Below are 22,798 nucleotides of genomic sequence, written 5' to 3' on the forward strand. Positions count from 1 at the left end.
AAATAGATATGAGTCAAACAAGTCAAGCAATTGACGTGTAAACTGAAGTCTAACTCTTCGAGTTAGCGTTAACTTATTGGTTAAGTTAATAAGGGCGCACGGTGGATGCCTTGGCACTAGGAGTCGATGAAGGACGGCACTAACACCGATATGCCTCGGGGAGCTGTAAGTAAGCTTTGATCCGGGGATTTCCGAATGGGGGAACCCACTGCGTTTAATCGCGCAGTACTTTCGCGTGAATTCATAGCGCGTTAGAGACAGACCCAGGGAACTGAAACATCTAAGTACCTGGAGGAAGAGAAAGAAAATTCGATTCCCTGAGTAGCGGCGAGCGAAACGGGAAGAGCCCAAACCAAGAGGCTTGCCTCTTGGGGTTGTAGGACACTCTATACGGAGTTACAAAGGAATGATTTAGGCGAAGCGACTTGGAAAGGTCCGCCAGAGCAGGTAAAAGCCCTGTAGCCAAAAAGTCATTCCCTCCAGAGTGGATCCTGAGTACGGCGGAACACGTGAAATTCCGTCGGAATCCGGGAGGACCATCTCCCAAGGCTAAATACTACCTAGTGACCGATAGTGAACCAGTACCGTGAGGGAAAGGTGAAAAGCACCCCGGGAGGGGAGTGAAAGAGAACCTGAAACCGTGTGCCTACAAGTAGTTAGAGCCCGTTAATGGGTGATAGCGTGCCTTTTGTAGAATGAACCGGCGAGTTACGATTACGTGCGAGGTTAAGTTGAGAAGACGGAGCCGCAGCGAAAGCGAGTCTGAATAGGGCGAAATAGTACGTGGTCGTAGACCCGAAACCAGGTGATCTACCCATGTCCAGGGTGAAGGTGAGGTAACACTTACTGGAGGCCCGAACCCACGCACGTTGAAAAGTGCGGGGATGAGGTGTGGGTAGCGGAGAAATTCCAATCGAACTTGGAGATAGCTGGTTCTCTCCGAAATAGCTTTAGGGCTAGCCTCGTGATTGAGAATACCGGAGGTAGAGCACTGTTTGGACTAGGGGGGCATCTCGCTTTACCGAATTCAGACAAACTCCGAATGCCGGATATTTATACACGGGAGTCAGACTGCGAGTGATAAGATCCGTAGTCAAAAGGGAAACAGCCCAGACCACCAGCTAAGGTCCCAAAGTAATCGTTAAGTGGAAAAGGATGTGGCGTTGCTTAGACAACCAGGATGTTGGCTTAGAAGCAGCCATCATTTAAAGAGTGCGTAATAGCTCACTGGTCGAGTGACGCTGCGCCGAAAATGTATCGGGGCTAAACGATTCACCGAAGCTGTGGATTGACATCTTTGATGTCAGTGGTAGGAGAGCGTTCTAACTGCGTTGAAGTCAGACCGGAAGGACTGGTGGAGCGGTTAGAAGTGAGAATGCCGGTATGAGTAGCGAAAGACGGGTGAGAATCCCGTCCACCGTATGACTAAGGTTTCCTGAGGAAGGCTCGTCCGCTCAGGGTTAGTCGGGACCTAAGCCGAGGCCGACAGGCGTAGGCGATGGACAACAGGTTGATATTCCTGTACTACCTCCCCACCGTTTGAGAAATGGGGGGACGCAGTAGGGTAGGGTAAGCAGAGCGTTGGTTGTCTCTGTTCAAGCAGTAAGGCGTGTGTGTAGGCAAATCCGCACACTGTAACGTTGAGCTGTGATGACGAGTCCGTATGGACGAAGTTCCTGATCTCACACTGCCAAGAAAAGCCTCTATCGAGGTGGGAGGTACCCGTACCGCAAACCGACACAGGTAGTCGAGGAGAGAATCCTAAGGTGTGCGAGAGAACTCTCGTTAAGGAACTCGGCAAAATGACCCCGTAACTTCGGGAGAAGGGGTGCTCTGGTAGGGTGAAAGCCCGAGAGAGCCGCAGTGAATAGGCCCAGGCGACTGTTTAGCAAAAACACAGGTCTCTGCAAAACCGTAAGGTGACGTATAGGGGCTGACGCCTGCCCGGTGCTGGAAGGTTAAGAGGAGCGGTTAGCGCAAGCGAAGCTGTGAATTGAAGCCCCAGTAAACGGCGGCCGTAACTATAACGGTCCTAAGGTAGCGAAATTCCTTGTCGGGTAAGTTCCGACCCGCACGAAAGGCGTAACGATCTGGGCACTGTCTCAACGAGAGACTCGGTGAAATTATAGTACCTGTGAAGATGCAGGTTACCCGCGACAGGACGGAAAGACCCCGTGGAGCTTTACTGTAGTTTGATATTGAATTTTGGTACAACTTGTACAGGATAGGTAGGAGCCAGAGAGCCCGGAGCGCCAGCTTCGGAGGAGGCGTCGGTGGGATACTACCCTGGTTGTATTGAAATTCTAACCCATGCCCCTTATCGGGGCAGGAGACAGTGTCAGACGGACAGTTTGACTGGGGCGGTCGCCTCCTAAAAGGTAACGGAGGCGCCCAAAGGTTCCCTCAGAATGGTTGGAAATCATTCGTAGAGTGTAAAGGCACAAGGGAGCTTGACTGCGAGACCTACAAGTCGAGCAGGGTCGAAAGACGGGCTTAGTGATCCGGTGGTTCCGCATGGAAGGGCCATCGCTCAACGGATAAAAGCTACCCCGGGGATAACAGGCTTATCTCCCCCAAGAGTCCACATCGACGGGGAGGTTTGGCACCTCGATGTCGGCTCATCGCATCCTGGGGCTGTAGTCGGTCCCAAGGGTTGGGCTGTTCGCCCATTAAAGCGGTACGCGAGCTGGGTTCAGAACGTCGTGAGACAGTTCGGTCCCTATCCGTCGTGGGCGTAGGAAATTTGAGAGGAGCTGTCCTTAGTACGAGAGGACCGGGATGGACATACCGCTGGTGTACCAGTTGTTCTGCCAAGGGCATCGCTGGGTAGCTATGTATGGACGGGATAAGTGCTGAAAGCATCTAAGCATGAAGCCCCCCTCAAGATGAGATTTCCCATTACGCAAGTAAGTAAGACCCCTGAAAGACGATCAGGTAGATAGGTTCGAGGTGGAAGTATGGCGACATATGGAGCTGACGAATACTAATCGGTCGAGGACTTAACCAAATTTTGTGTGTTGCACAATGAAACGTTTATCCAGTTTTGAAAGAATAAACTTCTTTCATATGTCTAGTGATGATGGCAGAGAGGCCACACCCGTTCCCATACCGAACACGGAAGTTAAGCTCTCTAGCGCCGATGGTAGTTGGGGGCTTCCCCCTGTGAGAGTAGGACATCGCTGGGCAATCAGACTCAACCTGTAGAGGTTGAGTTTTTTTATTGCCAAAAAAGCTCCCAACCACCAAACACCGAAGGTGAGCCCGGCGCGTAAGCGAAAGGTTCTTTTTATCAAAAGAATCGAAAGCTACGGGTTGTAATCCCCAAGCAGTGGGAGGACCAAGAAGGACAAGGAAACAAGGGAACAAAAGAAGGAACGTACTCTGTACGTGACTGAAAGAGTGAGCGCAGATGACGCCGTCATCCGCCGGTCATCGCGCTGCGAAGACAGCACCGATGGTAGTTAGAGGCGCCCCTGTGAGAGTAGGACATCGCTGGGCAATCAGACTCAACCTGTAGAGGTTGAGTTTTTTTATTGCCAAAAAAGCTCCCAACCACCAAACACCGAAGGTGAGCCCGGCGCGTAAGCGAAAGGTTCTTTTTATCAAAAGAATCGAAAGCTACGGATTGTAATCCCCGAGCAGTGGGAGGACCAAGAAGGACAAGGAAACAAGGGAACAAAAGAAGGAACGTACTCTGTACGTGACTGAAAGAGTGAGCGCAGATGATGCCGTCATTCGCCGGTCATCGCGCTGCGACGATAGCGTCGATGGTAGTTGGAGGGCGCCCCTGTGAGAGTAGGATATCACTTCCCAATCAGAACCTAATCTTAACGGATTAGGTTTTACTTTTCCAAAGAATATTAATAAAAATATTATTGATCTCCTTATTAAAATAGCACTGTAGAATTTATATCTCTCTGTATGTTTCGAGAACAAAGCTCTGGCTGGAAGGAAAAGAATGAGCCATAGAGCGGTACATACTAGTTAAAACAAACGCTTTTGTTAAGGTTAAATAAAGTATACATAAACTATATTTCTTACTCCCCAGTTTTTTCTATTTAGAATTGAGAACGTTTTCATGATGTTTTAAAGCCTATTTTCTTCTAGAGAAGGTAGCATGGTAGCTATTTTGTTTAAAGGGGTGTAGAATAGCTAACAATATAAAAATGATGTAAGTATTCGGCAACAATAGTCGGAATTGTTTTTCTTTTCGAAGATTCTTGACAGTAGGCTAATGGCGTTGTTAACCTTACAATAATATTCTTTTACGTAGGAGGAATTTTTCGAAATGTGGGAAACGAAATTTGCTAAAGAGGGCTTAACATTTGATGATGTATTATTAGTGCCAGCACATTCAGAAGTATTACCAAAAGATGTAGATTTATCTGTTCAATTGACGCCTAAGATTAAATTAAATATTCCATTGGTAAGTGCAGGAATGGACACAGTTACAGAATCAAAAATGGCAATTGCAATGGCTCGTCAAGGTGGGATTGGAATCATCCACAAAAACATGAGCATTGAGAAGCAAGCAGAAGAAGTAGAAAAAGTAAAACGTTCAGAAAATGGCGTTATTACAAATCCATTCTTCTTAACACCAGAGCATCAAGTATTCGATGCAGAACATTTAATGGGTAAATACCGCATTTCGGGTGTTCCAATCGTAAATAATATGGACGATCAAAAATTAGTTGGTATTATTACAAACCGTGATCTTCGTTTTATCGATGATTACTCTTTAAAAATTGATGATGTAATGACAAAAGAAGACTTGATTACAGTTCCTGTTGGTACAACTTTGGAAGAAGCGGAGAAAATTCTTCAAAAGCATAAAATTGAAAAATTACCGATTGTAGACGAAGATGGGAAGCTGACAGGTCTTATTACAATCAAGGATATCGAGAAGGTTATTGAGTTCCCAAATGCAGCTAAAGATACGCACGGCCGTTTAGTAGTAGGAGCTGCTGTAGGTGTATCTAAAGATACAATGGTACGTATTGAAAAGCTGGTTGAAGCACAAGTAGACATCATTGTAATCGATACAGCTCACGGCCATTCTCAAGGAGTTTTAAACACGATTAAAGAAATCCGTGCCGCTTATCCTGAACTTGAAATCATCGCTGGAAATGTCGCTACTGCAGAAGGCACACGTGCTTTATATGATGCAGGGGCAGACGTTGTAAAAGTTGGTATCGGACCTGGTTCTATCTGTACAACACGTGTTGTAGCAGGTGTAGGAGTTCCTCAGATTACTGCGGTCTACGATGCAGCAACAGTTGCACGTGAATACGGTAAATCAATTATCGCTGATGGCGGTATTAAATATTCTGGTGATATTGTAAAAGCATTAGCAGCAGGTGGACATGTGGTGATGCTTGGTTCACTTCTAGCAGGTACTTCTGAATCTCCAGGAGAAACAGAAATCTTCCAGGGACGCCGTTTCAAAGTATACCGAGGCATGGGCTCACTTGGCGCTATGGAAAAAGGTTCAAAGGATCGTTATTTCCAGGAAGATGCAAAAAAATTGGTACCAGAAGGAATTGAGGGACGCCTTCCTTACAAAGGGCCTTTAGCAGATACGATTCATCAGCTAGTTGGTGGTATCCGAGCAGGTATGGGCTACTGCGGTTCCCCGGATTTAGAGTATTTACGTGAAAAATCTCAATTCGTTCGTATGACAGGTGCAGGCTTACGTGAGTCACATCCTCATGATGTGCAGATTACAAAAGAAGCACCTAACTATTCTCTTTCTTAAGGAATTGGAACTTTTACACTCCTTTGGCGTCAAAATTTGAGGCCGAAGGAGTGTTTTTTATTAGGAAAACAACCCACTCAACAATGTTTATGTTAAAATGGCGAGGACAACAAAAGAATTTGGAGGTAGCTTTGTGAAAAAGAAAAAAGGCAAGGTTGTTAGTTTGTTAATGATTCCGCTTTTACTGCTTAGCATGTTTATACAAATGCCACAGGCGAGCGCGGAAACGGATTTGGGCTTGACGGTAGACGCAGCCATTTTAATTGATGCAGATTCAGGAAAAATATTATATGAGCAAAATGCCGATACTTCGCTAGGCATCGCTAGTATGACAAAGATGATGACGGAGTACTTGTTATTAGATGCAATAAAAGAGGGAACAATATCCTGGGATCAGGAATATCGTGTAACAGAGTATACATATAAAGTATCTCAAGACCGATTATTAAGTAATGTACCCCTTCGTGCAGACGGTACGTATACAATTCAAGAATTATATGAAGCTATGGCAATCTACAGTGCAAATGCAGCGACAATTGCGATCGCTGAAACAATTGCTGGAACAGAGACAGAGTTTTTAAAGCTGATGAATGCTAAAGCAGAAGAGCTAGGGCTGGAAGGCTATAAATTCGTTAACTCAACAGGTCTAAATAATGCAAACTTATATGGTATGCACCCTGCTGGTACAGGCGCAGAAGATGAGAATATAATGCCTGCTAAATCAATGGCAAAGCTTGCATATCATTTATTAAAGGACCATCCAGAAGTATTAGAAACATCTAAAATTGCGAAAAAGACATTCCGTGAAGGAACTGAAGATGCAATTAATATGTCTAACTGGAACTTCATGCTGCCTGGCCTTGTATATGAGTATGCAGGTGTAGATGGCCTGAAGACAGGTACGACTGATTTTGCAGGCCACTGTTTCACAGGGACTGCAGAGCGTAATGGTACACGTTTAATTGCTGTTGTAATGAAAGCTGTAGACTCAGAGGGTGCAGGCTCTTATAAAGCACGTTTTGATGCAGCAGCGAAGCTATTTGATTATGGTTTTGGCCAATTCTCAAAACAAGAGATGGTACCTGCCAATTATGTGATTGAAGGACAAAAAACAATCCCTGTGAAAAAGGGGAAAGAAGATAGCGTAGGCATTGCTACAAAAGAAGATTTATCCTTTATGGTGAAATCAAGCGACCAAGGCTCATATACAACAAAGCTGGTGTTGGATAAAGAGGAGCTTGAAGGAGAAGTGAAAAAAGGAACGGTTGTCGGAAAACTAGTATTAGAGCGTAAAGAAGGTTCTGATTATGGGTTTGTCGATGGCAGTGATCTTGCAGTGGATGTCGTTACAACAGAAAATGTTGAGCGTGCTGGCGGCATCTCATTATTCTTCCAAGGTATCGGCAGCTTCTTTGGCGGCTTATGGAGCAGTGTAACTGGTTTTGTAGGCGGTCTATTCTAGTCATATATGAAAATAAGAAACACACAATTTCCAAATAGGATTGTGTGTTTTTTATTTGCCTAAAACATAAGCTAATGGGGAAGGAGTGTGACTATGTGTGGAATAGCAGGATGGATTAATTGGCAGCAGAGCCTAGTCGAGTATACAGATGTTATGAGGGAGATGACAGCAACACTTGCTCACAGAGGTCCCGATGAAATGAATATTAAGGCAATCGGGAAGGCTTTACTAGGTCATCAGCGGTTAGCTGTCATTGATTTAGAGGGTGGTCGTCAGCCGATGCAAAAAACAGTTGAAGACCGCACGTATACGATTGTTTATAATGGCGAGCTGTATAATACTGATGCGCTCCGGAAAACGCTTGAGGGACGTGGCTATACATTCCAAACGACGTCTGATACAGAAGTGCTGCTGGCTGCCTATATTGAATGGCAAGAAGCGTGTCCAACGCATTTAAATGGTATTTTTGCATTCGCTGTATGGTGTGAGGAAGAGGAATCATTATTTATCTGCCGCGATCGGATGGGGGTAAAACCTTTCTTCTATACAGAAAGAGATAAAGAAATATTATTTGCTTCAGAAATAAAAACCCTTCTCAAGCATCCTACAATAAAACCTCAAGTAGATCTGCAGGGGCTTGCAGGATTATTGAGCATTGGCCCTTCTCGTATTCCAGGTACTACAGTCTTTAAAAATATTATGGAGCTTAAGCCGGCACATTATTTGAAAATCACGCCAAATGAAAAGAAGATGGTCCGATACTGGGATGTTTCCTATCATTCTCATCCGCATGGGGAACAAGAAACGGTAGAGCAAGTTCGTACGCTCTTACAGGGAGCGATTGAAAGGCAGCTTGTCAGTGATGTGCCTTTATGTACGTTTTTATCAGGGGGACTGGATTCAAGCTTCATTACTGCAGTAGCAGCCGAACATTACCGGTTGAATGGGAAAGTACTGCACACTTACTCCGTAGATTTCGAAGAGAGCGATAAGTTTTTCCAAAAAAATGATTTTCAAGTATCACAGGATTCCTATTGGATTCAGCTGATGCGTGATCGATTCCAGACAGAGCATCATGAAATTATATTGACGCAGGAGGCAATGGTTAATGCCCTGCTAGAGGCAATGCAGCTGAAAGACTATCCAAGCATGGCCGATATTGATAGTTCGCTTCTGTTATTCTGCAGGGAGATGAAAAAAGACTTTACCGTTGCTTTATCAGGGGAATGTGCGGACGAATTGTTCGGCGGCTACCCATGGTTCTTCGCGAACACGAATTATTTTCCTTGGATTCGCTCCATTAAAGAAAGAGACACATTATTAAACAATGGATGGCGTGAAAAACTGAACCTGGAGGGCTTTTTACAGCAAACATATGAAGCAGCGATTGCAGAGGTGCCGGCTCTATACGATGAAAGTAAAGAAGGGAAAGAAAGAGGGCAGCTATTCTATCTAAATAATATGTTTTTCATGCAGACACTGCTAGAACGGAAAGACCGTATGAGTATGGGAGCCAGCCTGGAGGTTCGGGTACCGTTTGCAGACCACGAGCTGGTAGAATACGTATGGAATATCCCTTGGGAAATGAAAACTGTTGGGGGACAAGAGAAGGGTATTTTAAGAAAGGCAGCGGAAGGGCTGCTTCCTGAGGAAATTGTATGGAGAAAGAAAAACCCTTACCCGAAAACGTATCACCCTGCCTATACAAAAGCGGTTCAAACATTACTAGCAGAATGTCTGGCTGACTCATCTAGTATCTTATATGAGCTCTTTGACCATGAGCAGCTGCAGCAATTGCTTGCTACAGGCGGAGCTTCATTCCAGAAGCCTTGGTTCGGGCAGCTAATGGCTGGTCCTCAATTGCTGGCGTATTTTGTGCAGCTGCATCATTGGTTTAAAAATTACAAAGTAGAATTCGTATAATGGAATGCTTTCATGAGCGCATGGATCGCTTCCTCTATATCTTCTATTGGAATACCGCCAAATCCAAGGATAAAGGTAGGTTGCTCATAAGCAATGGGTGTTAATATATAGCGTGTTATTGGCTGGATATGAAGTTTTGCCTGCTGAGCGGAAGATTGTAGCTCTTTCTCCGTCAGTGTAGTAGGTATTGATAATAACACATGCATCCCGGCACTATCTCCACTTATATTTACGGCAGGATAATGCTTTGATAAAACAGAAATCAATTTATCATGCTTTTTTCGGTATATTTTCCTCATACGGTTCAAATGCTTAGAAAAGTGGCCATCTCTCATGAAGTTTGCGAGTATATGTTGGTCAAAGCGTGGTACCGTGGCTGAATAGTAACTAAAGATTTCCCGGTACTTTGGCAGCAAAGTAAGAGGCAATACAAAATAAGCAACACGTAAAGAGGGCATGACCGATTTTGAAAATGTGCTCATATAGATCACATTGTCCCCTTTATCTAGTCCTTGAAGGGCAGGAATCGGCTTCCCGATATAACGAAATTCACTGTCATAATCATCTTCAATGATATAACGGGATTGTTCTTGAGCAGCCCACTTTAATAATTGTGTCCGGCGGGTAGCAGAGAGAACTGCACCTGTTGGGAACTGATGGGAAGGTGTAATGTACACAAGACTTGCATCACTCTTTTCGAGTTTATCAACAATAAGCCCTTCTTCATCTACTGCAATCGGAATAGCGCGACTTTGAATATGAGCATGCGGGATTGCAGAGTAGCCAGGGTTCTCAAAAGCAATTTTGGCCGTTTTATTAAATAAACGCAGAATCATTGGCAGCAGCTGTTCTGTTCCCGAGCCGATGACAATTTGCTCTGGCAGGCAATGAATACCACGGGATTCGTATAAATAGCGGGCAATCTCTATCCTTAATGCATATTCTCCCTGGGGGTGCCCAGGCTGCAGCAGCTGCTTAGATGATTCATCATACATGTCTTTGGCATATTTACGCCAAAGACGAAAAGGAAATCCAGCTTCATCAATCTTCCCAGGGGAGAAGTCAAATCGGTAGGAGGACGGTTCATCACTCAGAGGCCCTGCGACGATTGTTTCTTTTTCCACATACGGCAATTCATCAATTGCCTCTACGAAATAGCCAACACGCGGTTTAGAAATAATATAGCCTTCCGCGAGCAGCTGTCCATAAGCAAGCTCGACAGTCGTCTGGCTGATGTTTAAAAAATCACCAAGCTGGCGTTTGGATGGAAGCTTCATCCCAGTTGCAATGTCTTGCCGTATGATGGCCTGCCTTATATTGAGGTAAAGCTGTTCGTAAAGAGGCTTTTCATCTTCTTTATCGAGTGTCAAAAATAGCAGTTCCATTGGTAAGCCCCCTTGATCTGATTCTGTTTTTATCAACAGTATAACAAATTGGCTTGAACTAGAACTTGCAAAATAGGAACAGCTATAGTAAATTAGGGTTAAATTTTAAAATTGGTAATACGATGATGGGAAATAGTAGCAAGCACGTTTTTTTTAGAGAGCCAGCGGGTGGTGGAAGCTGGTAAAGACACTTGTGAATCCGTCCTGGAGTTGCCTGGCTGAATGTTTTAGTAGGCTAAGGCCGGTTGAAAAGCCGTTATTTGATAAGTGGAGCAGGCGAGTTAGCCTGTTCAATTAGGGTGGCAACGCGGGTAGCTCTCGTCCCTTTTAGGGGATGAGGGCTTTTTTGTGTTTTAACGAGTTGATGCATGAAAGTATTCCCATTATCAATTTACATTTGGAGGTAGAAAATATGTTAGATATTAAACGTGTCCGCGATAATTATGAAGAAGTGAAAAAAATTCTTCTGACGCGTAACGAAGATTTAGGAAACATCGATGAATTCGAAGAGCTGGATAAAAAGCGGCGTGAATTGATCTCAAAAACAGAGGTATTAAAGGCAGAGCGAAATAAAGCTTCTGAGCAAATTGCCATTATGAAGCGCAATAAGGAAGACGCAGCAGAAGCTATTACTCGCACACGTGAATTAGGCGACGAAATTAAAGCATTGGATGCAGAGCTGCGTGAAATCGAAGAGAAATTCGAATATATGATGATGCGTCTGCCAAATATTCCTCATGAATCTGTTCCAGTCGGAGAAACAGAAGATGACAATGTGGAAGTTTACACATGGGGTGAGAAGCCTGTATTCGAATTTGAGCCAAAACCACATTGGGATGTAGCAACAGAAAATAGCGTTGTCGATTTTGAACGTGCTGGTAAAGTAACAGGAAGCCGCTTCCTATTCTATCGCGGACTTGGTGCGCGTTTAGAGCGTGCGTTGATGAGCTTTATGATGGATCTTCATTCTGACGAGCATGGTTATGAGGAAATGCTGCCGCCGGTTATTATTAACCGTGATTCTTTAACAGGGACAGGCCAATTGCCGAAGTTTGAAGAGGATGTTTTCAAATTAGAAGAACTTGATTACTTTATGGCTCCGACAGCTGAAGTACCGGTAACAAACTTCTACCGTGATGAAATTCTAGATGGAGAAATGCTGCCGAAGGGCTTTGCAGCTTACAGCACGTGCTTCCGTTCTGAAGCTGGTTCAGCAGGCCGTGATACACGTGGATTGATTCGTCAGCACCAATTCAATAAGGTAGAATTGGTTCGTTTCGTAAAACCGGAAGAATCATATGAACAATTAGAGCTTTTAACGGGGCATGCTGAAAAAGTACTTCAACTATTGAACTTGCCATACCGCAAGCTGCTTATGAATACGTCAGATTTAGGCTTTACAGCAGCGAAGAAGTACGACTTAGAGGTTTGGTTCCCGACACAGGATATGTACCGTGAAATTTCTTCATGCTCTAACTTTGAAGATTTCCAAGCGCGTCGTGCCAATATCCGCTTCCGCCGTGAACAGGGTGCAAAACCTGAATTTGTCCACACATTAAATGGATCAGGTTTGGCAATCGGCCGTACAGTAGCTGCTATTTTAGAGAACTACCAGCAGGCTGACGGATCTGTAAAGGTTCCTGAAGTGCTTGTACCATATATGGGCGGCAAGACAGTAATTGCGCCAAAATAAATTAAAGAAAGGGTCCCACACACTATGTGGGGCTTTTTTTATAAAGAGGAAGTGGGGAAATTGGATATCCGCATATATAAAAAGCTCCCTGAAAATGTATTGGAAGGTGTGCAGATTGTGCATGCGTGTGTATTTGAAGGAGATCGATTAAAGCCTGAAAAGCTGAATAAGCCTCAATTGCTTATGCTTGTAAGCTTTGATAAAGGCAGGGTAACAGGGTTTAAATTCGGCTATGAGCATGAAGATGGTGTTTTCTACAGCTGGCTTGGAGGCGTACATCCTGATGACCAGGGAAGAGGCATTGCACGGGCGCTGATGGAAAAGCAGCATAAAATATGCCGGCAGAAAGGCTACACAAAAGTACGGACATACAGCCGAAACACGAAAAAAGCGATGATTATTTTAAACATAAAGAGCGGTTTTGATATTATTTCAACATTTGTAGATCATAAAGGCCGTCATAAAATTGTGATGGAGAAGGATTTAATTGAGAAAGAGGCATTAGCAGAGGGCTAAAAAATTTTTCATAAGTATATTTAGCAAGTAGTTGAAAAAGTATTGTTCAACTGCTTGCTTTTTACTGCCGCCAGCAATATATGGATTTCGGTAATTTACCCAAGCTTCTCTAATACGACACTCTTTTTTAAAAAATAAACTTTTACACGTCGGGCACCGTTAATAATGCAAAGGGGGAGAGACACGTTGGAGAGGGAGCAGCATTTACAGCAGCTGATGCATGAATACAGTGAGAAGCTATTGCGTATTGCGTATTACTATGTGCGCCATATCCAGACGGCAGAGGATATTGTGCAGGATGTCTTTATTAAATTTTACCAGACGTCAAGCTACCGCGAGCAAGGAGAGGCTGGGGCCTATTTAACGAAAATGACGGTTAATAAATGCAGAGACTACCTCCGGAGCTGGACATTTAAGAAAGTTCAGCTGCAGTATACATTTCTGCCCGTAAAAGTGGAGAAGGCAGATCCGCTTGTACAGCTCAATGAGGAAGAAATAATTGGCGAAGCTATTTTAAAGCTGCCGTTAAAGCAGCGGGAACCGATTGTCTATTTTTATATGGAAGAGATGACAATCAAAGAGATCGCTGTACTGCTGGAGATTCCGGAAAATACAGTAAAGTCAAGGCTGCGTAAAGGAAAACAGCTGTTGAGTGAGCAGCTGAAAGATGTAGAATGGGAGGTGCTGATGCATGAAAAAGCCTAAAATAAGAGCGCTTCAAAATGCAGAGGAAAGTAAAGCGCGTATTATCCAGCAGGTAAACAGCCGGCTTGATGAACAGCCAAAGAGAAAAGTTTCCCGGCTGCTTCCTCTGACAGCAGGTCTATTGGCAGCAGCTGTAGCCTTGTTTTTACTGTGGCTGCCGGTCAGTGAAGAGCCGCAGCCGGCCGTTGGGACGGAGGAAGAAACGGCAGAAAAATTATTAATGAAGCAGCAATTAGAAGATCAAAATCAAATGGAGATATGGCAGACAGCGGAAGGATACGAACTACGCTATTACGCTTTCGATGAGGGAAAATGGTATGAAACAGAACCAATAGTAGCGGCTGACTCATTTTCATGGGGCTCTATGGACATCAGCGGGCAGAATCTTTTTCTGGTCATGGGACTGATGACAGACGAACAGTTGGAAAGAGTGCATGTTATTGACCACAACCTGGAACGTGTAAGGCAGCAGGCAGCTGAGCAGTACTTTGTAGAGATAGATGAATATGCAGCGATTTTTGAAGCCGGCAGCACGAAAATCTGGTATGCCCTGATGGCTGACTATGAAGGAAGAAATCCAGAGACACTGCGTATCGAGGCAGAGGATGAAAATTTAGAAGTTATATGGCGCAGTGGATTTTACGATGGTCAATATATAAATGGCTACCATCCAGTCAAAATGCCGGAAGAGCCGGCGGAGGATCAGCTATTAACACTTTATCAGTCAGATGAAACAGCAACTTTTATTGAACCGTATGATGTGGCGTATAAGGCAGCAGAGCATGGTGCATTGATTCCATTTATTTTTAATGAAGTGAAGACATTTGATGTGACATTGCGCGGCTATGAATGGGCAGAACAGGGAAAAACACTGCTTCTGGATTTAGGGGAAGGATATGAGAAAATTCAAGGATCTAGTGGCGCCGGCATATTCGGTCAGACATTAGATCAATCCTATTTTGAAACCTATCCGAAGCTCGAAACAATCATTTATACACATGAACGCTCATTCCGCAGCAAGCTGGATCATTTTGGCTTTGGCTTCCCTTATACAAGATAAAAAAGATATTCCTTTTCTACGCTGCGTAAACGTAGGGGTCTAAATTTCTTACACATATGTATTTAAAATAAAGCTGTCCTGAAAGTTATGACTTTCTAGACAGCTTCGTTTTAAAAGAATAAAAACCCGATACTGATAATAACACCTGTAAACACAAGAACTAGCAGACAGAAGCCCATGATATCCTTTGCTTTTAATCCTGCAATTGCCAGGGCAGGCAATGCCCAGAATGGCTGAATCATATTTGTCCATGCATCGCCCCACGCAATGGCCATGGCCGTTTTGGCATAGTCTGCGTTAATGGCTGTAGCAGCATCCAGCATGATTGGTGCCTGGACTGCCCATTGTCCGCCTCCTGAAGGAACAAAGAAGTTAACAAGACCGGCAGCATAAAACGTAAATAAATAAAATGTTGTATCATTTGAGATTGTAATAAACCAATCAGACATAACAGCTGCCAGACCCGAAGCCGTCATCATGCCCATAATGGCAGCATAAAACGGAAATTGGAAAACAATACCGCCGGTTGTTTTAATGGCTTGCTGTACAGCAGCTAGGAAACGCTGAGGCGTGCCATGCAGGATGATACCTAAAATGACAAAAATGGTGTTAACAATATTTAAATCAAGTAAAAATCCTTTAGTGGAAAAATGATAAACTAAATATGTTACTCCGATAAGTCCAATAAAACCTGTAATTAGGTAGCTGCGTTCTGAAATGGAAGCAAAATTATTTTCAGGCGCAGGAAAGTCTTCAACCACTTCTTTAATAAGTGCAGGATCTACTTCAATTACATCTTTATCTTTTGGCATTAAGAAACGGTTAAAGAATGGTAATGTAACAACGATGGTAATGACAATAAATAAGTTATACGGCGTAAAAATTGTTTCTGAAGTCGGTACTACGCCCATTATATTCTGAAACGGGTGACCTTCTGTTGCTACAGAAAGCGGTACAGAGCCCGCTAATCCCCCGTGCCACACAACAAATCCAGAGTAGGCGCTGGCAATAAGCAGGCGATAGTCTACTTTGCGCACTTGGCGTGCAATTTCCTTTGCAAAAAGCGCTCCAATTACTAATCCAAATCCCCAGTTGATCCAGCAGGCAATAAGTGACACAAAGGTGACGATAATAATTGCCATGGAAGGGGTTTTAATTTTAGAGGCAATCCCCGATAATATTTTTTTGAATAGAGGACTGTTTGCCAGAACATGCCCCGCTGCAAGTACAACAACCATCTGCATTGTGAATGCAAGTAGCCCCCAGAAGCCATCCCCCCAATATACGGCCATATCAAGTGGCGACGAGTCTGTAAAAATAACCCCTAAAATTACAACAACAAAAGTTAAAATAGCTACAAAAATATAAGGGTCAGGTAAATACTTTTCCATCAGTGCATTTGTAAATCTAGTAATCCTTTTCATCATAATCCCCCTTTGCTTTTTTCTAAACTTAATGTAAATCAAAAAAATAGAGAATAAAAGACAAAAAAAATGATATTTCGAGAAATTGAATGTATGGTACGATACATTATACGTTTCAGACTAGAAAATAGAGTTACCTCCAAAGCATTGATAGATCAGCCTTTGGTAAGGTTTTTATAAGAGAAAAAGGTATAATAAATAAACAAAAACTTATGAATACTATGAATAAATGGTCATTTACTATAACAAATTTGAATAAAAGGGGACCGAAGAGAAATGGAGTTAAGAGATTTAAAAAGCTTTATAGCAGTGGCACAGCATGGAAGCTTTACAAAAGCATCACAGCAGCTTTTTGTTTCTCAGCCTTCCTTGAGCAAAAATATTAAGCGTTTAGAAGAGCTGCTTCAAGTTGAATTATTAGACCGTTCAACACGGTATGTACGTTTAACGGATGCAGGCAGAATCGTCTATGACCAGAGTAAAAAGGCTATGCTTGCCTTAGATGAAATTCCTTTACTATTAAATGATTTAAAGCAAATTCATTCAGGTAGTATTAAAATTGGCATTCCTCCTTTAATAGGTACACTTTTCTTTCCGGAGCTGGCGAGGAAATTCCATGAAAAATATCCGAATGTACAATTAGAGCTAACAGAATTAGGAGCCAAAAGGATTTGGGAACTGGTTGATAATGGACAGGTAAATTTGGGGTTTGTTGTATTACCAACTAATGAGTCTCTCTTTCAAATGAAGCCCTTTATTGAGGATGAATTTGTATTGTTTATTCATGAAAACCACCCATTGGCGAATGAAAATGAAATTTCTATATCTCAGCTAAAGGATGAAAAATTTATTTTGTTTTCTGAGGAATTTACACTGCATGATCTAGTCATCCAAGCGTGCAGGGATATGGGGTTTATTCCAAATATTACCTATAAAAGTTCTCAATGGGATTTAATAATAGAATTAGTATCTTCCCAGTTAGGAATTACTCTATTGCCCAAGTCGATTTATAAAAAGCAGGTAAATAAACATGTAAGAATTATTAGTTTAAAGGAAAAGCTGCGCTGGAATTTAGGAATTATCACTAAGAAGGATTCCTATCTCCCTTTTGCCGTAAAAGAATTTCTCGCTTTTACAGAGCATCAGCAAAATGTAACTATTCATTAAAAGAATAACTATTATGCTATTTATATATTTTACTAATAAATAAAGCATTTTATAAACTGAATACAAAGGGGTGGAGGAAAATGAACAAAGTGTATTCAGATTTTGATGAAGCTGTAGAGGATATCTTCGACGGCGCTACAGTTATTGCCGGCGGATTTGGTCTATGCGGAATTCCGGAGAAATTGATTGAGGCTGTTCAAAAAAAGAAGGTTCGGGATTTAACAGTTGTCAGTAACAACTGCGGTGTGGATGATGGCGGTTTAGGGCTGCTTTTGGCAAATAAGCAGATCAAAAAGATGGTTGCTTCGTACGTAGGGGAAAATAAAATATTTGAACAGCAGTTTTTATCCGGCGAGCTGGAGGTAGAGCTGACACCTCAAGGGACATTAGCAGAAAGAATCCGTGCAGGCGGTGCAGGCATCCCGGGTTTTTATACGGCAACAGGTGTAGGTACACCGATTGCTGAAGGCAAAGAAACAAAAGAATTTAATGGAAAGAAATATATTTTAGAAGAAGCAATTGTAGGAGATTTTGCATTAGTAAAGGCATGGAAGGCAGACAAAAGTGGTAATCTGGTCTTCCGTAAAACCGCACGCAATTTCAATCCGCTTGCTGCAATGGCAGCGAAGGTAACGATTGTAGAAGTAGAAGAGTTAGTGGAAATAGGTGAACTGGACCCTGATCACATCCACCTACCGGGCGTTTATATACAGCGTATTTTAGTCGGCACAGATTATGAAAAACGTATCGAACGCCGCGTAGTTACGGAGGGAATATCATGACAAGAGAAAGAATTATCAACCGTGCTGTACAGGAAATTGAAGATGGGATGTATGTAAATCTGGGAATTGGTATGCCGACATTAATTGCTAATAGTATCCCAGAAGACTACAATGTTTTTCTGCAATCAGAAAATGGATTACTGGGCATCGGTCCTTACCCAACGGAACAGCAGATAGACCCGGATTTAATCAATGCCGGTAAGGAAACAATCACTGTCAGGAAAGGGGCTTCTTTTTTTGATAGTGCGGAAAGTTTTGCAATGATTCGAGGAGGCCACATTGATGTTGCCATTCTTGGTGGTATGGAAGTGTCAGAAGCAGGAGATTTAGCAAACTGGATGATTCCCGGCAAGATGGTAAAGGGTATGGGCGGAGCTATGGATCTTGTAGCAGGCGCAAAAAAAGTTGTGGTGATTATGGAGCACACAAATAAATATAAAGAATCAAAAGTAAAGAAAGCATGTACTCTTCCGTTAACCGGGCAGCGTGTTGTGAACCGGTTAATAACAGATCTGGCTGTATTTGATTTTATAGATGGCAAAATGCACTTAGTAGAGCTGCAGGAAGGCGTTTCTTTAGAAGAGGTGCAGGAGAAAACAGAAGCAAATTTTTCTGTGACATTATAAATACGATAGCTGTTATACCATTGTTTACTATAAACAAATCATGGCTGGCTTCTTACTAAATCTTTAAAGCCTTCAAATTAGACTGATAACTGTTTTATAAAGAAATGAGTGGAATTACGTAATCGAGATAAAAATCTCTATCGCATGTTTTTGTACGATAGAGATTTTTGTTTACGCTCTTTCAACAGAAGGTTTCTGTAAGCGTATAAATATCCGCTGAAATGCAACTATTTATTTTGGAGTATACAATTCAAAGGGGGCAATTTGCATATTCGCAAATTAAGGGAGAAGTATGTACTGCCAGGTATCGGTTGATGAAGTTATTCACTTTCACATGCTTTCCGCATTTTTTTCTCCGCTTTCTTACGCTCCCGTAAAGCACGGAAAAAGTCAGTTAAAATCTGCCCGCATTCCTCTGCGAGTACGCCCTCTGTAACTTCACATTCATGATTAAAGCGAGGGTCATTCAAAAGGTGGTATAAGGAATCTACACAGCCTGCCTTTACGTCTCTCGCCCCGTAGACAACACGAGGAATACGAGATTGCAGGATGGCTCCGGCACACATTGGACATGGCTCAAGGGTTACATAAAGTGTCGTCTCCTCAAGGCGCCAGCTGCCGACTTTTTCACAGGCCTGCTGGATGGCCATGAGTTCAGCATGAGTTACCGCATTTTGTGTTGTTTCCCGCAGGTTCGATGCTGCGGCGATGACTTCTCCATTATGAACAATTACTGCTCCAATCGGTACTTCGCCGAGATTCCCTGCCTTTTCTGCTTCTTCTAATGCCAGCCGCATAAACTGGCGATCTTTCTCAAATACGTCCATCTTCATCGCTCCTTACATGTCAGTGTAGCATTGCTTTTCCCCTTGTTCCACTAGTAACTCGTGGTAAGATGAAAGGAAGGAGGAATCCATATGTATCCACAATTTGAAACTCTGGCTGAGGCTGATGCCTATTTCCAGCGCGAACGATTATTGCTTGAAATGAATCATGAGGAAAAGCTGACGCTGCTGGCATCAAATAAAAAAAATGTACTACTGACTTTAAAGGCAAGGTATGAAGCTCAAATTGAAACGTTAAAGAAACGAACAATTGAACGAAAAGAAGAGCTGAAATACAATAGCGAAAAAGCAAAGAAACAAATTGAATTATTATTTAAAAATAAAAAAGAAACTATTTTAATAAAGCAAAATGAACAAAAACAACAATGGGTTAAGCAAATTAATAAGAAAAAGGAGATGTATCTACATGAAAAAATAGGGAATGAACGCTCCTTGTTTGATAATTTTTCCAGGGCACAAAAGGCTGCTTTATCTAACTATGAGCAGCTTGCAATATTGCGGGAGGAATTTATAGAGAAACTAGAAAAATTAAATACAGATTTTGAAGAGGATATTGAGGAATTAGAGGATACGCTGGAAGAAAGGCTTGATGAATGGGAGCTGACATTTGAGGAAGAGACAGAGTCATTAGAAGAAACAGCAGAAGCGAGCTATGAAAAGTTCGAGGAGCAGTTTGAAGAAGCTCTTGAAAACCTTGAGCAGGAAGATGAAGAAGAGCATGAACGCCTTTATGAGGAATTGATTGTAAAGGAAGAGGAGATTGAGGAGCGTTTTGATCGGGAGCTTGAAAAACTAGAAGAGCAATTTGAAGAGCAGCTAAGGCAGCTTGAAAATCGACAGGAAGAAGTATTTAAAACACTTAAATAGCCAAAATATAATATTCGGAATATTTTGTGTTTTAAAAATGGAATAGTTTGTTTTGTTGAGGATTTGAAACCTGTGTTAAAATGAAAAGCACTGACTAATAAAAAGGGGGAACTTCTAGTGTCGGTTCCATTTATTACAGTGGAAGGTCCGATAGGTGTAGGAAAGACGTCTTTATCTAAGGCGATTGCCGGCACATTTGACTACCATCTATTAAAAGAAATAGTTGACGAGAATCCATTTCTAGGGAAATTTTATGAAAACATTGATGAGTGGAGCTTTCAAACTGAAATGTTCTTCCTTTGCAATCGATATAAACAGCTTTCAGATATAAACAATCAAATTTTAGCTAATCAATCATCGGTAGTGGCTGATTATCATATTTTCAAAAACCTCATTTTTGCAAAGCGTACATTAAAGCCATCAGAATACGAAAAATATGAAGCCATTTATGGCATTCTCACCGCGGACATGCCTGTACCGAACATGGTCATTTATTTGCATGCAAGCATTGATACGTTGATGAGCCGGATTGCAAAACGTGGACGGGATTTTGAAAAGATGATTTCCAGGGAATACATGGTGCAGCTTGCAGCAGATTATCATGAATTTATTGGTCATTTTGAAAAAATGCACCCAGAGATTCCCGTGATCCGGTTAAATGGTGATGAACTTGATTTTGTTGAGCGCAAGGAAGATCTGACATATATTTTACAATTAGTTGAGGAAAAGCTATCAAAGAGGAGTATACTAGAACGATGAATTTACGCGAAAAGCACGGCATTCCTTCCAATGCAGTAATTACAATTGCCGGTACAGTAGGAGTAGGGAAATCGACAATGACAAAGGCATTGGCGGAAGGATTAAATTTCCGTACGTCTTTTGAAAAAGTAGATACTAACCCATATTTAGATAAATTTTATGATGACTTTGAGAAGTGGAGCTTCCATCTGCAGGTGTATTTCCTGGCAGAACGCTTCAAAGAGCAGAAACGTATCTTTGAATATGGCGGTGGCTTCATTCAGGACCGTTCTATCTATGAAGATACAGGTATTTTTGCAAAAATGCATTACGATAAAGGGACGATGAGCCCTACGGATTATGAAACATATACAAACCTTTTTGATGCGATGGTAATGACGCCATACTTCCCTCATCCAAATCTGCTCGTATACTTAGAAGGTCCGATTGATCATATCATAGCACGCATCCAAGAACGTGGACGTGCAATGGAGCAGCAAACATCGAATGATTATTGGTATGAAATGCATGAGCGTTATGAAAATTGGATTAACAACTTTAATTCCTGCCCAGTCCTGCGCCTGGATATTAATGATTACGATCTGATTAAACAGCCTTCTCAAATTGAAGGAATCATTGAACGAATTGGTTATATGTTGGGGCAGACAAGTCATTTACGAAAATAACAGCTAGGTGACTGAGTAACCAAAAGCCGATGCATGAAAACATGCATCGGCTTTTTATAGTAGGAAGATAGTAAAAATATAACTTTCCGATAAAAAAGCTGGGGCGTAAAAGGGATATTTACGCCCCAGCCCTCATTAAATACCTAACTGTTTGAAATAATCTTCCATATTCTCTTTTGTCACAATATAAAGTAGATCAGAAGGCTCGCGTCTTTGAAGCTCTTCTGCCACAAGGTCGCCAATTGGCGGGTAGAAGTGATACAAATCAAAGAAATTTGCATGGCTGCGTGTCACATCATTATAAGCATGGAATGAATAAGCAGCCCCGAAAATATCAACAATGTCACTAATATACTGCTTATAAATAGGCTGAATTTGCGGGTGTTCAAGCGTCATTTGCAGGCGCTCTGCCGGCATTAAATCGGTGAATACGATAAAGTTGGCATCCGGAAATGCTGCCTTGATCTCTTCAAGATAGCCCCGATAGTTGGGGTCATATACCCATTCAGGACCGTTTGCTGTCCGGTCTGCCATTTGATTCTTGAAAAACTCGATTCGTTCATTAATATCTTTCCCCGGATAGGAGGTAGACACTTCCAAATCCCGATTGTATGTTCGAGGGCCTTCCGAGTAGTTTGCTTTCGAAATCTCATAGTTATCCTTTGCTTGATCATGTGTCTCTTTTGAGAACAGACTTGTAATCGGATAAAAAGGACGTTCCGATTGACTGAAGAACGACTCAGCATCGCTAAAGGCAGGACCATAAAATAAATCATGTGAACGAACTGTCAATTCCATATAAATCGTGCCGAATGGCTTTTTATTTTTACTTTGAGCATATTGCATATAATCCAGATATTCCGTAATATGCAGACTACTTAAACCATAGTGGAATACCTTTTCTTCAAAGTTGGAAGCATTGATATAAGTTGTTCGGCTTGTTCCAATCATGAGACTGTCGAAATTCATATCGTGTGCGTTGATCCAGTTTGTTTTTTGAATACGCTCATTGAACCCAATCTGATAGTCGTTATATTCATTGCTATGATCAAAGTTCCATAATGGGTCAATGTAATAGTTGTAAGCCATTACACCCCCGACCGGGATTCCAAGAACGATCAGGCTGACGAATACAAGTTTAATCAGCCAAATATGCGGTTTCAT

Annotated in this window: 17 protein-coding genes, 2 rRNA genes and 1 other annotated feature; of the genes, 15 read left to right on the forward strand and 4 right to left on the reverse strand. The window is 42.3% G+C overall.

All coding sequences use genetic code 11. The features are described from left to right. Window positions 1-78 precede the first annotated feature (78 nt). The 5 genes from AA0Y26_RS22465 to asnB all read left to right on the forward strand — a co-directional run bounded on the left by AA0Y26_RS22465 (window position 79) and on the right by asnB (window position 9,140). Window positions 79-3,007, forward strand: a 23S ribosomal RNA gene (locus AA0Y26_RS22465). A 62-nt stretch (window positions 3,008-3,069) separates the two neighbouring features. After that, a 5S ribosomal RNA gene (gene rrf, locus AA0Y26_RS22470) occupies window positions 3,070-3,185 on the forward strand. A 1,103-nt stretch (window positions 3,186-4,288) separates the two neighbouring features. Further along, window positions 4,289-5,755, forward strand: coding sequence for an IMP dehydrogenase (gene guaB / locus AA0Y26_RS22475; protein ID WP_413364194.1), 1,467 nt, complete (start codon window positions 4,289-4,291; stop codon window positions 5,753-5,755). Between the two features lie 97 nt (window positions 5,756-5,852). Then, window positions 5,853-7,217 (forward strand): D-alanyl-D-alanine carboxypeptidase family protein, encoded by a 1,365-nt coding sequence (locus tag AA0Y26_RS22480; protein ID WP_413364195.1) that lies wholly within the window; start codon window positions 5,853-5,855, stop codon window positions 7,215-7,217. A 93-nt stretch (window positions 7,218-7,310) separates the two neighbouring features. Then, the gene (gene asnB / locus AA0Y26_RS22485) at window positions 7,311-9,140 is read left to right on the forward strand and encodes an asparagine synthase (glutamine-hydrolyzing) (protein WP_413364196.1); all 1,830 of its coding nucleotides are present in this window, start codon (window positions 7,311-7,313) and stop codon (window positions 9,138-9,140) included. On the opposite strand, the gene AA0Y26_RS22490 is transcribed toward asnB, so the two are convergent. Next, window positions 9,119-10,525, reverse strand: coding sequence for a PLP-dependent aminotransferase family protein (locus tag AA0Y26_RS22490; protein WP_413364197.1), 1,407 nt, complete (start codon window positions 10,523-10,525; stop codon window positions 9,119-9,121). The two genes, asnB and AA0Y26_RS22490, sit on opposite strands and share 22 nt — an antisense overlap. Before the next feature lie 113 nt (window positions 10,526-10,638). Further along, window positions 10,639-10,854 (forward strand) — a binding site (T-box leader). A gap of 83 nt (window positions 10,855-10,937) precedes the next feature. Between AA0Y26_RS22490 and serS the strand changes: the two genes are divergently transcribed. The 4 genes from serS (at window position 10,938) to AA0Y26_RS22510 (ending at window position 14,499) form a co-directional block, all read left to right on the forward strand. Next, window positions 10,938-12,218, forward strand: a complete 1,281-nt coding sequence (serS, locus tag AA0Y26_RS22495) for a serine--tRNA ligase (protein WP_413364198.1) — start codon at window positions 10,938-10,940, stop codon at window positions 12,216-12,218. A 60-nt stretch (window positions 12,219-12,278) separates the two neighbouring features. After that, a complete protein-coding gene (locus tag AA0Y26_RS22500) occupies window positions 12,279-12,734 on the forward strand; it encodes a GNAT family N-acetyltransferase (RefSeq protein ID WP_413364199.1) in 456 nt (151 codons plus the stop codon). Window positions 12,735-12,920: 186 nt separating this feature from the next. Further along, window positions 12,921-13,439 (forward strand): RNA polymerase sigma factor, encoded by a 519-nt coding sequence (locus tag AA0Y26_RS22505; RefSeq protein WP_413364200.1) that lies wholly within the window; start codon window positions 12,921-12,923, stop codon window positions 13,437-13,439. Beyond that, window positions 13,426-14,499 (forward strand): hypothetical protein, encoded by a 1,074-nt coding sequence (locus tag AA0Y26_RS22510; protein WP_413364201.1) that lies wholly within the window; start codon window positions 13,426-13,428, stop codon window positions 14,497-14,499. The genes AA0Y26_RS22505 and AA0Y26_RS22510 overlap by 14 nt, the downstream gene beginning before the upstream one ends. Window positions 14,500-14,609: 110 nt before the next feature. Here AA0Y26_RS22510 and AA0Y26_RS22515 read toward each other — a convergent pair whose 3' ends face one another. Continuing rightward, window positions 14,610-15,923, reverse strand: a complete 1,314-nt coding sequence (locus tag AA0Y26_RS22515; protein ID WP_413368358.1) for a short-chain fatty acid transporter — start codon at window positions 15,921-15,923, stop codon at window positions 14,610-14,612. A 276-nt stretch (window positions 15,924-16,199) separates the two neighbouring features. Between AA0Y26_RS22515 and AA0Y26_RS22520 the strand changes: the two genes are divergently transcribed. From AA0Y26_RS22520 to AA0Y26_RS22530, 3 genes are all read left to right on the forward strand, one after another. Then, window positions 16,200-17,090 carry a LysR family transcriptional regulator gene (locus tag AA0Y26_RS22520; protein WP_413364202.1) on the forward strand — a complete coding sequence of 297 codons (891 nt, stop codon included), beginning with the start codon at window positions 16,200-16,202 and terminating at the stop codon, window positions 17,088-17,090. An 80-nt stretch (window positions 17,091-17,170) separates the two neighbouring features. Next, window positions 17,171-17,872: a CoA transferase subunit A gene (locus AA0Y26_RS22525; RefSeq protein ID WP_413364203.1), complete on the forward strand. Its 702-nt coding sequence runs from the start codon at window positions 17,171-17,173 to the stop codon at window positions 17,870-17,872. Next, a complete protein-coding gene (locus tag AA0Y26_RS22530; protein ID WP_413364204.1) occupies window positions 17,869-18,498 on the forward strand; it encodes a CoA transferase subunit B in 630 nt (209 codons plus the stop codon). Before AA0Y26_RS22525 ends, AA0Y26_RS22530 begins: the two co-directional genes overlap by 4 nt. Window positions 18,499-18,818: 320 nt before the next feature. Here the strand turns inward: AA0Y26_RS22530 and tadA are convergent, their stop codons facing one another. After that, window positions 18,819-19,325, reverse strand: coding sequence for a tRNA adenosine(34) deaminase TadA (tadA, locus tag AA0Y26_RS22535; protein ID WP_413364205.1), 507 nt, complete (start codon window positions 19,323-19,325; stop codon window positions 18,819-18,821). Window positions 19,326-19,415: 90 nt separating this feature from the next. Here tadA and AA0Y26_RS22540 point away from each other — a divergent pair, with 90 nt between their 5' ends. From AA0Y26_RS22540 to AA0Y26_RS22550, 3 genes are all read left to right on the forward strand, one after another. Next, window positions 19,416-20,210 (forward strand): hypothetical protein, encoded by a 795-nt coding sequence (locus AA0Y26_RS22540; RefSeq protein ID WP_413364206.1) that lies wholly within the window; start codon window positions 19,416-19,418, stop codon window positions 20,208-20,210. A gap of 117 nt (window positions 20,211-20,327) precedes the next feature. Beyond that, complete coding sequence (locus tag AA0Y26_RS22545) at window positions 20,328-20,969, forward strand: deoxynucleoside kinase (protein WP_413364207.1); 642 nt, start codon at window positions 20,328-20,330, stop codon at window positions 20,967-20,969. Further along, window positions 20,966-21,634: a deoxynucleoside kinase gene (locus AA0Y26_RS22550; protein ID WP_413364208.1), complete on the forward strand. Its 669-nt coding sequence runs from the start codon at window positions 20,966-20,968 to the stop codon at window positions 21,632-21,634. Before AA0Y26_RS22545 ends, AA0Y26_RS22550 begins: the two co-directional genes overlap by 4 nt. Window positions 21,635-21,769: 135 nt before the next feature. On the opposite strand, the gene AA0Y26_RS22555 is transcribed toward AA0Y26_RS22550, so the two are convergent. Beyond that, window positions 21,770-22,798 carry a hypothetical protein gene (locus AA0Y26_RS22555; RefSeq protein ID WP_413364209.1) on the reverse strand — a complete coding sequence of 343 codons (1,029 nt, stop codon included), beginning with the start codon at window positions 22,796-22,798 and terminating at the stop codon, window positions 21,770-21,772.

Origin of the sequence: Lysinibacillus canaveralius, assembly GCF_047301505.1 — a bacterium.
Taxonomy (GTDB): Bacteria; Bacillota; Bacilli; order Bacillales_A; family Planococcaceae; genus Lysinibacillus_B.

Coding starts and splice junctions, on each gene's coding strand:
- guaB (WP_413364194.1), top strand. CDS start 4,289: ATGTGGGAAACGAAATTTGCTAAAGAGGGCTTAACATTTGATGATGTA.
- AA0Y26_RS22480 (WP_413364195.1), top strand. CDS start 5,853: ATGGCGAGGACAACAAAAGAATTTGGAGGTAGCTTTGTGAAAAAGAAA.
- asnB (WP_413364196.1), top strand. CDS start 7,311: ATGTGTGGAATAGCAGGATGGATTAATTGGCAGCAGAGCCTAGTCGAG.
- AA0Y26_RS22490 (WP_413364197.1), bottom strand. CDS start 10,525: ATGGAACTGCTATTTTTGACACTCGATAAAGAAGATGAAAAGCCTCTT.
- serS (WP_413364198.1), top strand. CDS start 10,938: ATGTTAGATATTAAACGTGTCCGCGATAATTATGAAGAAGTGAAAAAA.
- AA0Y26_RS22510 (WP_413364201.1), top strand. CDS start 13,426: ATGAAAAAGCCTAAAATAAGAGCGCTTCAAAATGCAGAGGAAAGTAAA.
- AA0Y26_RS22515 (WP_413368358.1), bottom strand. CDS start 15,923: ATGAAAAGGATTACTAGATTTACAAATGCACTGATGGAAAAGTATTTA.
- AA0Y26_RS22520 (WP_413364202.1), top strand. CDS start 16,200: ATGGAGTTAAGAGATTTAAAAAGCTTTATAGCAGTGGCACAGCATGGA.
- AA0Y26_RS22525 (WP_413364203.1), top strand. CDS start 17,171: ATGAACAAAGTGTATTCAGATTTTGATGAAGCTGTAGAGGATATCTTC.
- AA0Y26_RS22530 (WP_413364204.1), top strand. CDS start 17,869: ATGACAAGAGAAAGAATTATCAACCGTGCTGTACAGGAAATTGAAGAT.
- tadA (WP_413364205.1), bottom strand. CDS start 19,325: ATGGACGTATTTGAGAAAGATCGCCAGTTTATGCGGCTGGCATTAGAA.
- AA0Y26_RS22540 (WP_413364206.1), top strand. CDS start 19,416: ATGTATCCACAATTTGAAACTCTGGCTGAGGCTGATGCCTATTTCCAG.
- AA0Y26_RS22550 (WP_413364208.1), top strand. CDS start 20,966: ATGAATTTACGCGAAAAGCACGGCATTCCTTCCAATGCAGTAATTACA.
- AA0Y26_RS22555 (WP_413364209.1), bottom strand. CDS start 22,798: ATGAAACCGCATATTTGGCTGATTAAACTTGTATTCGTCAGCCTGATC.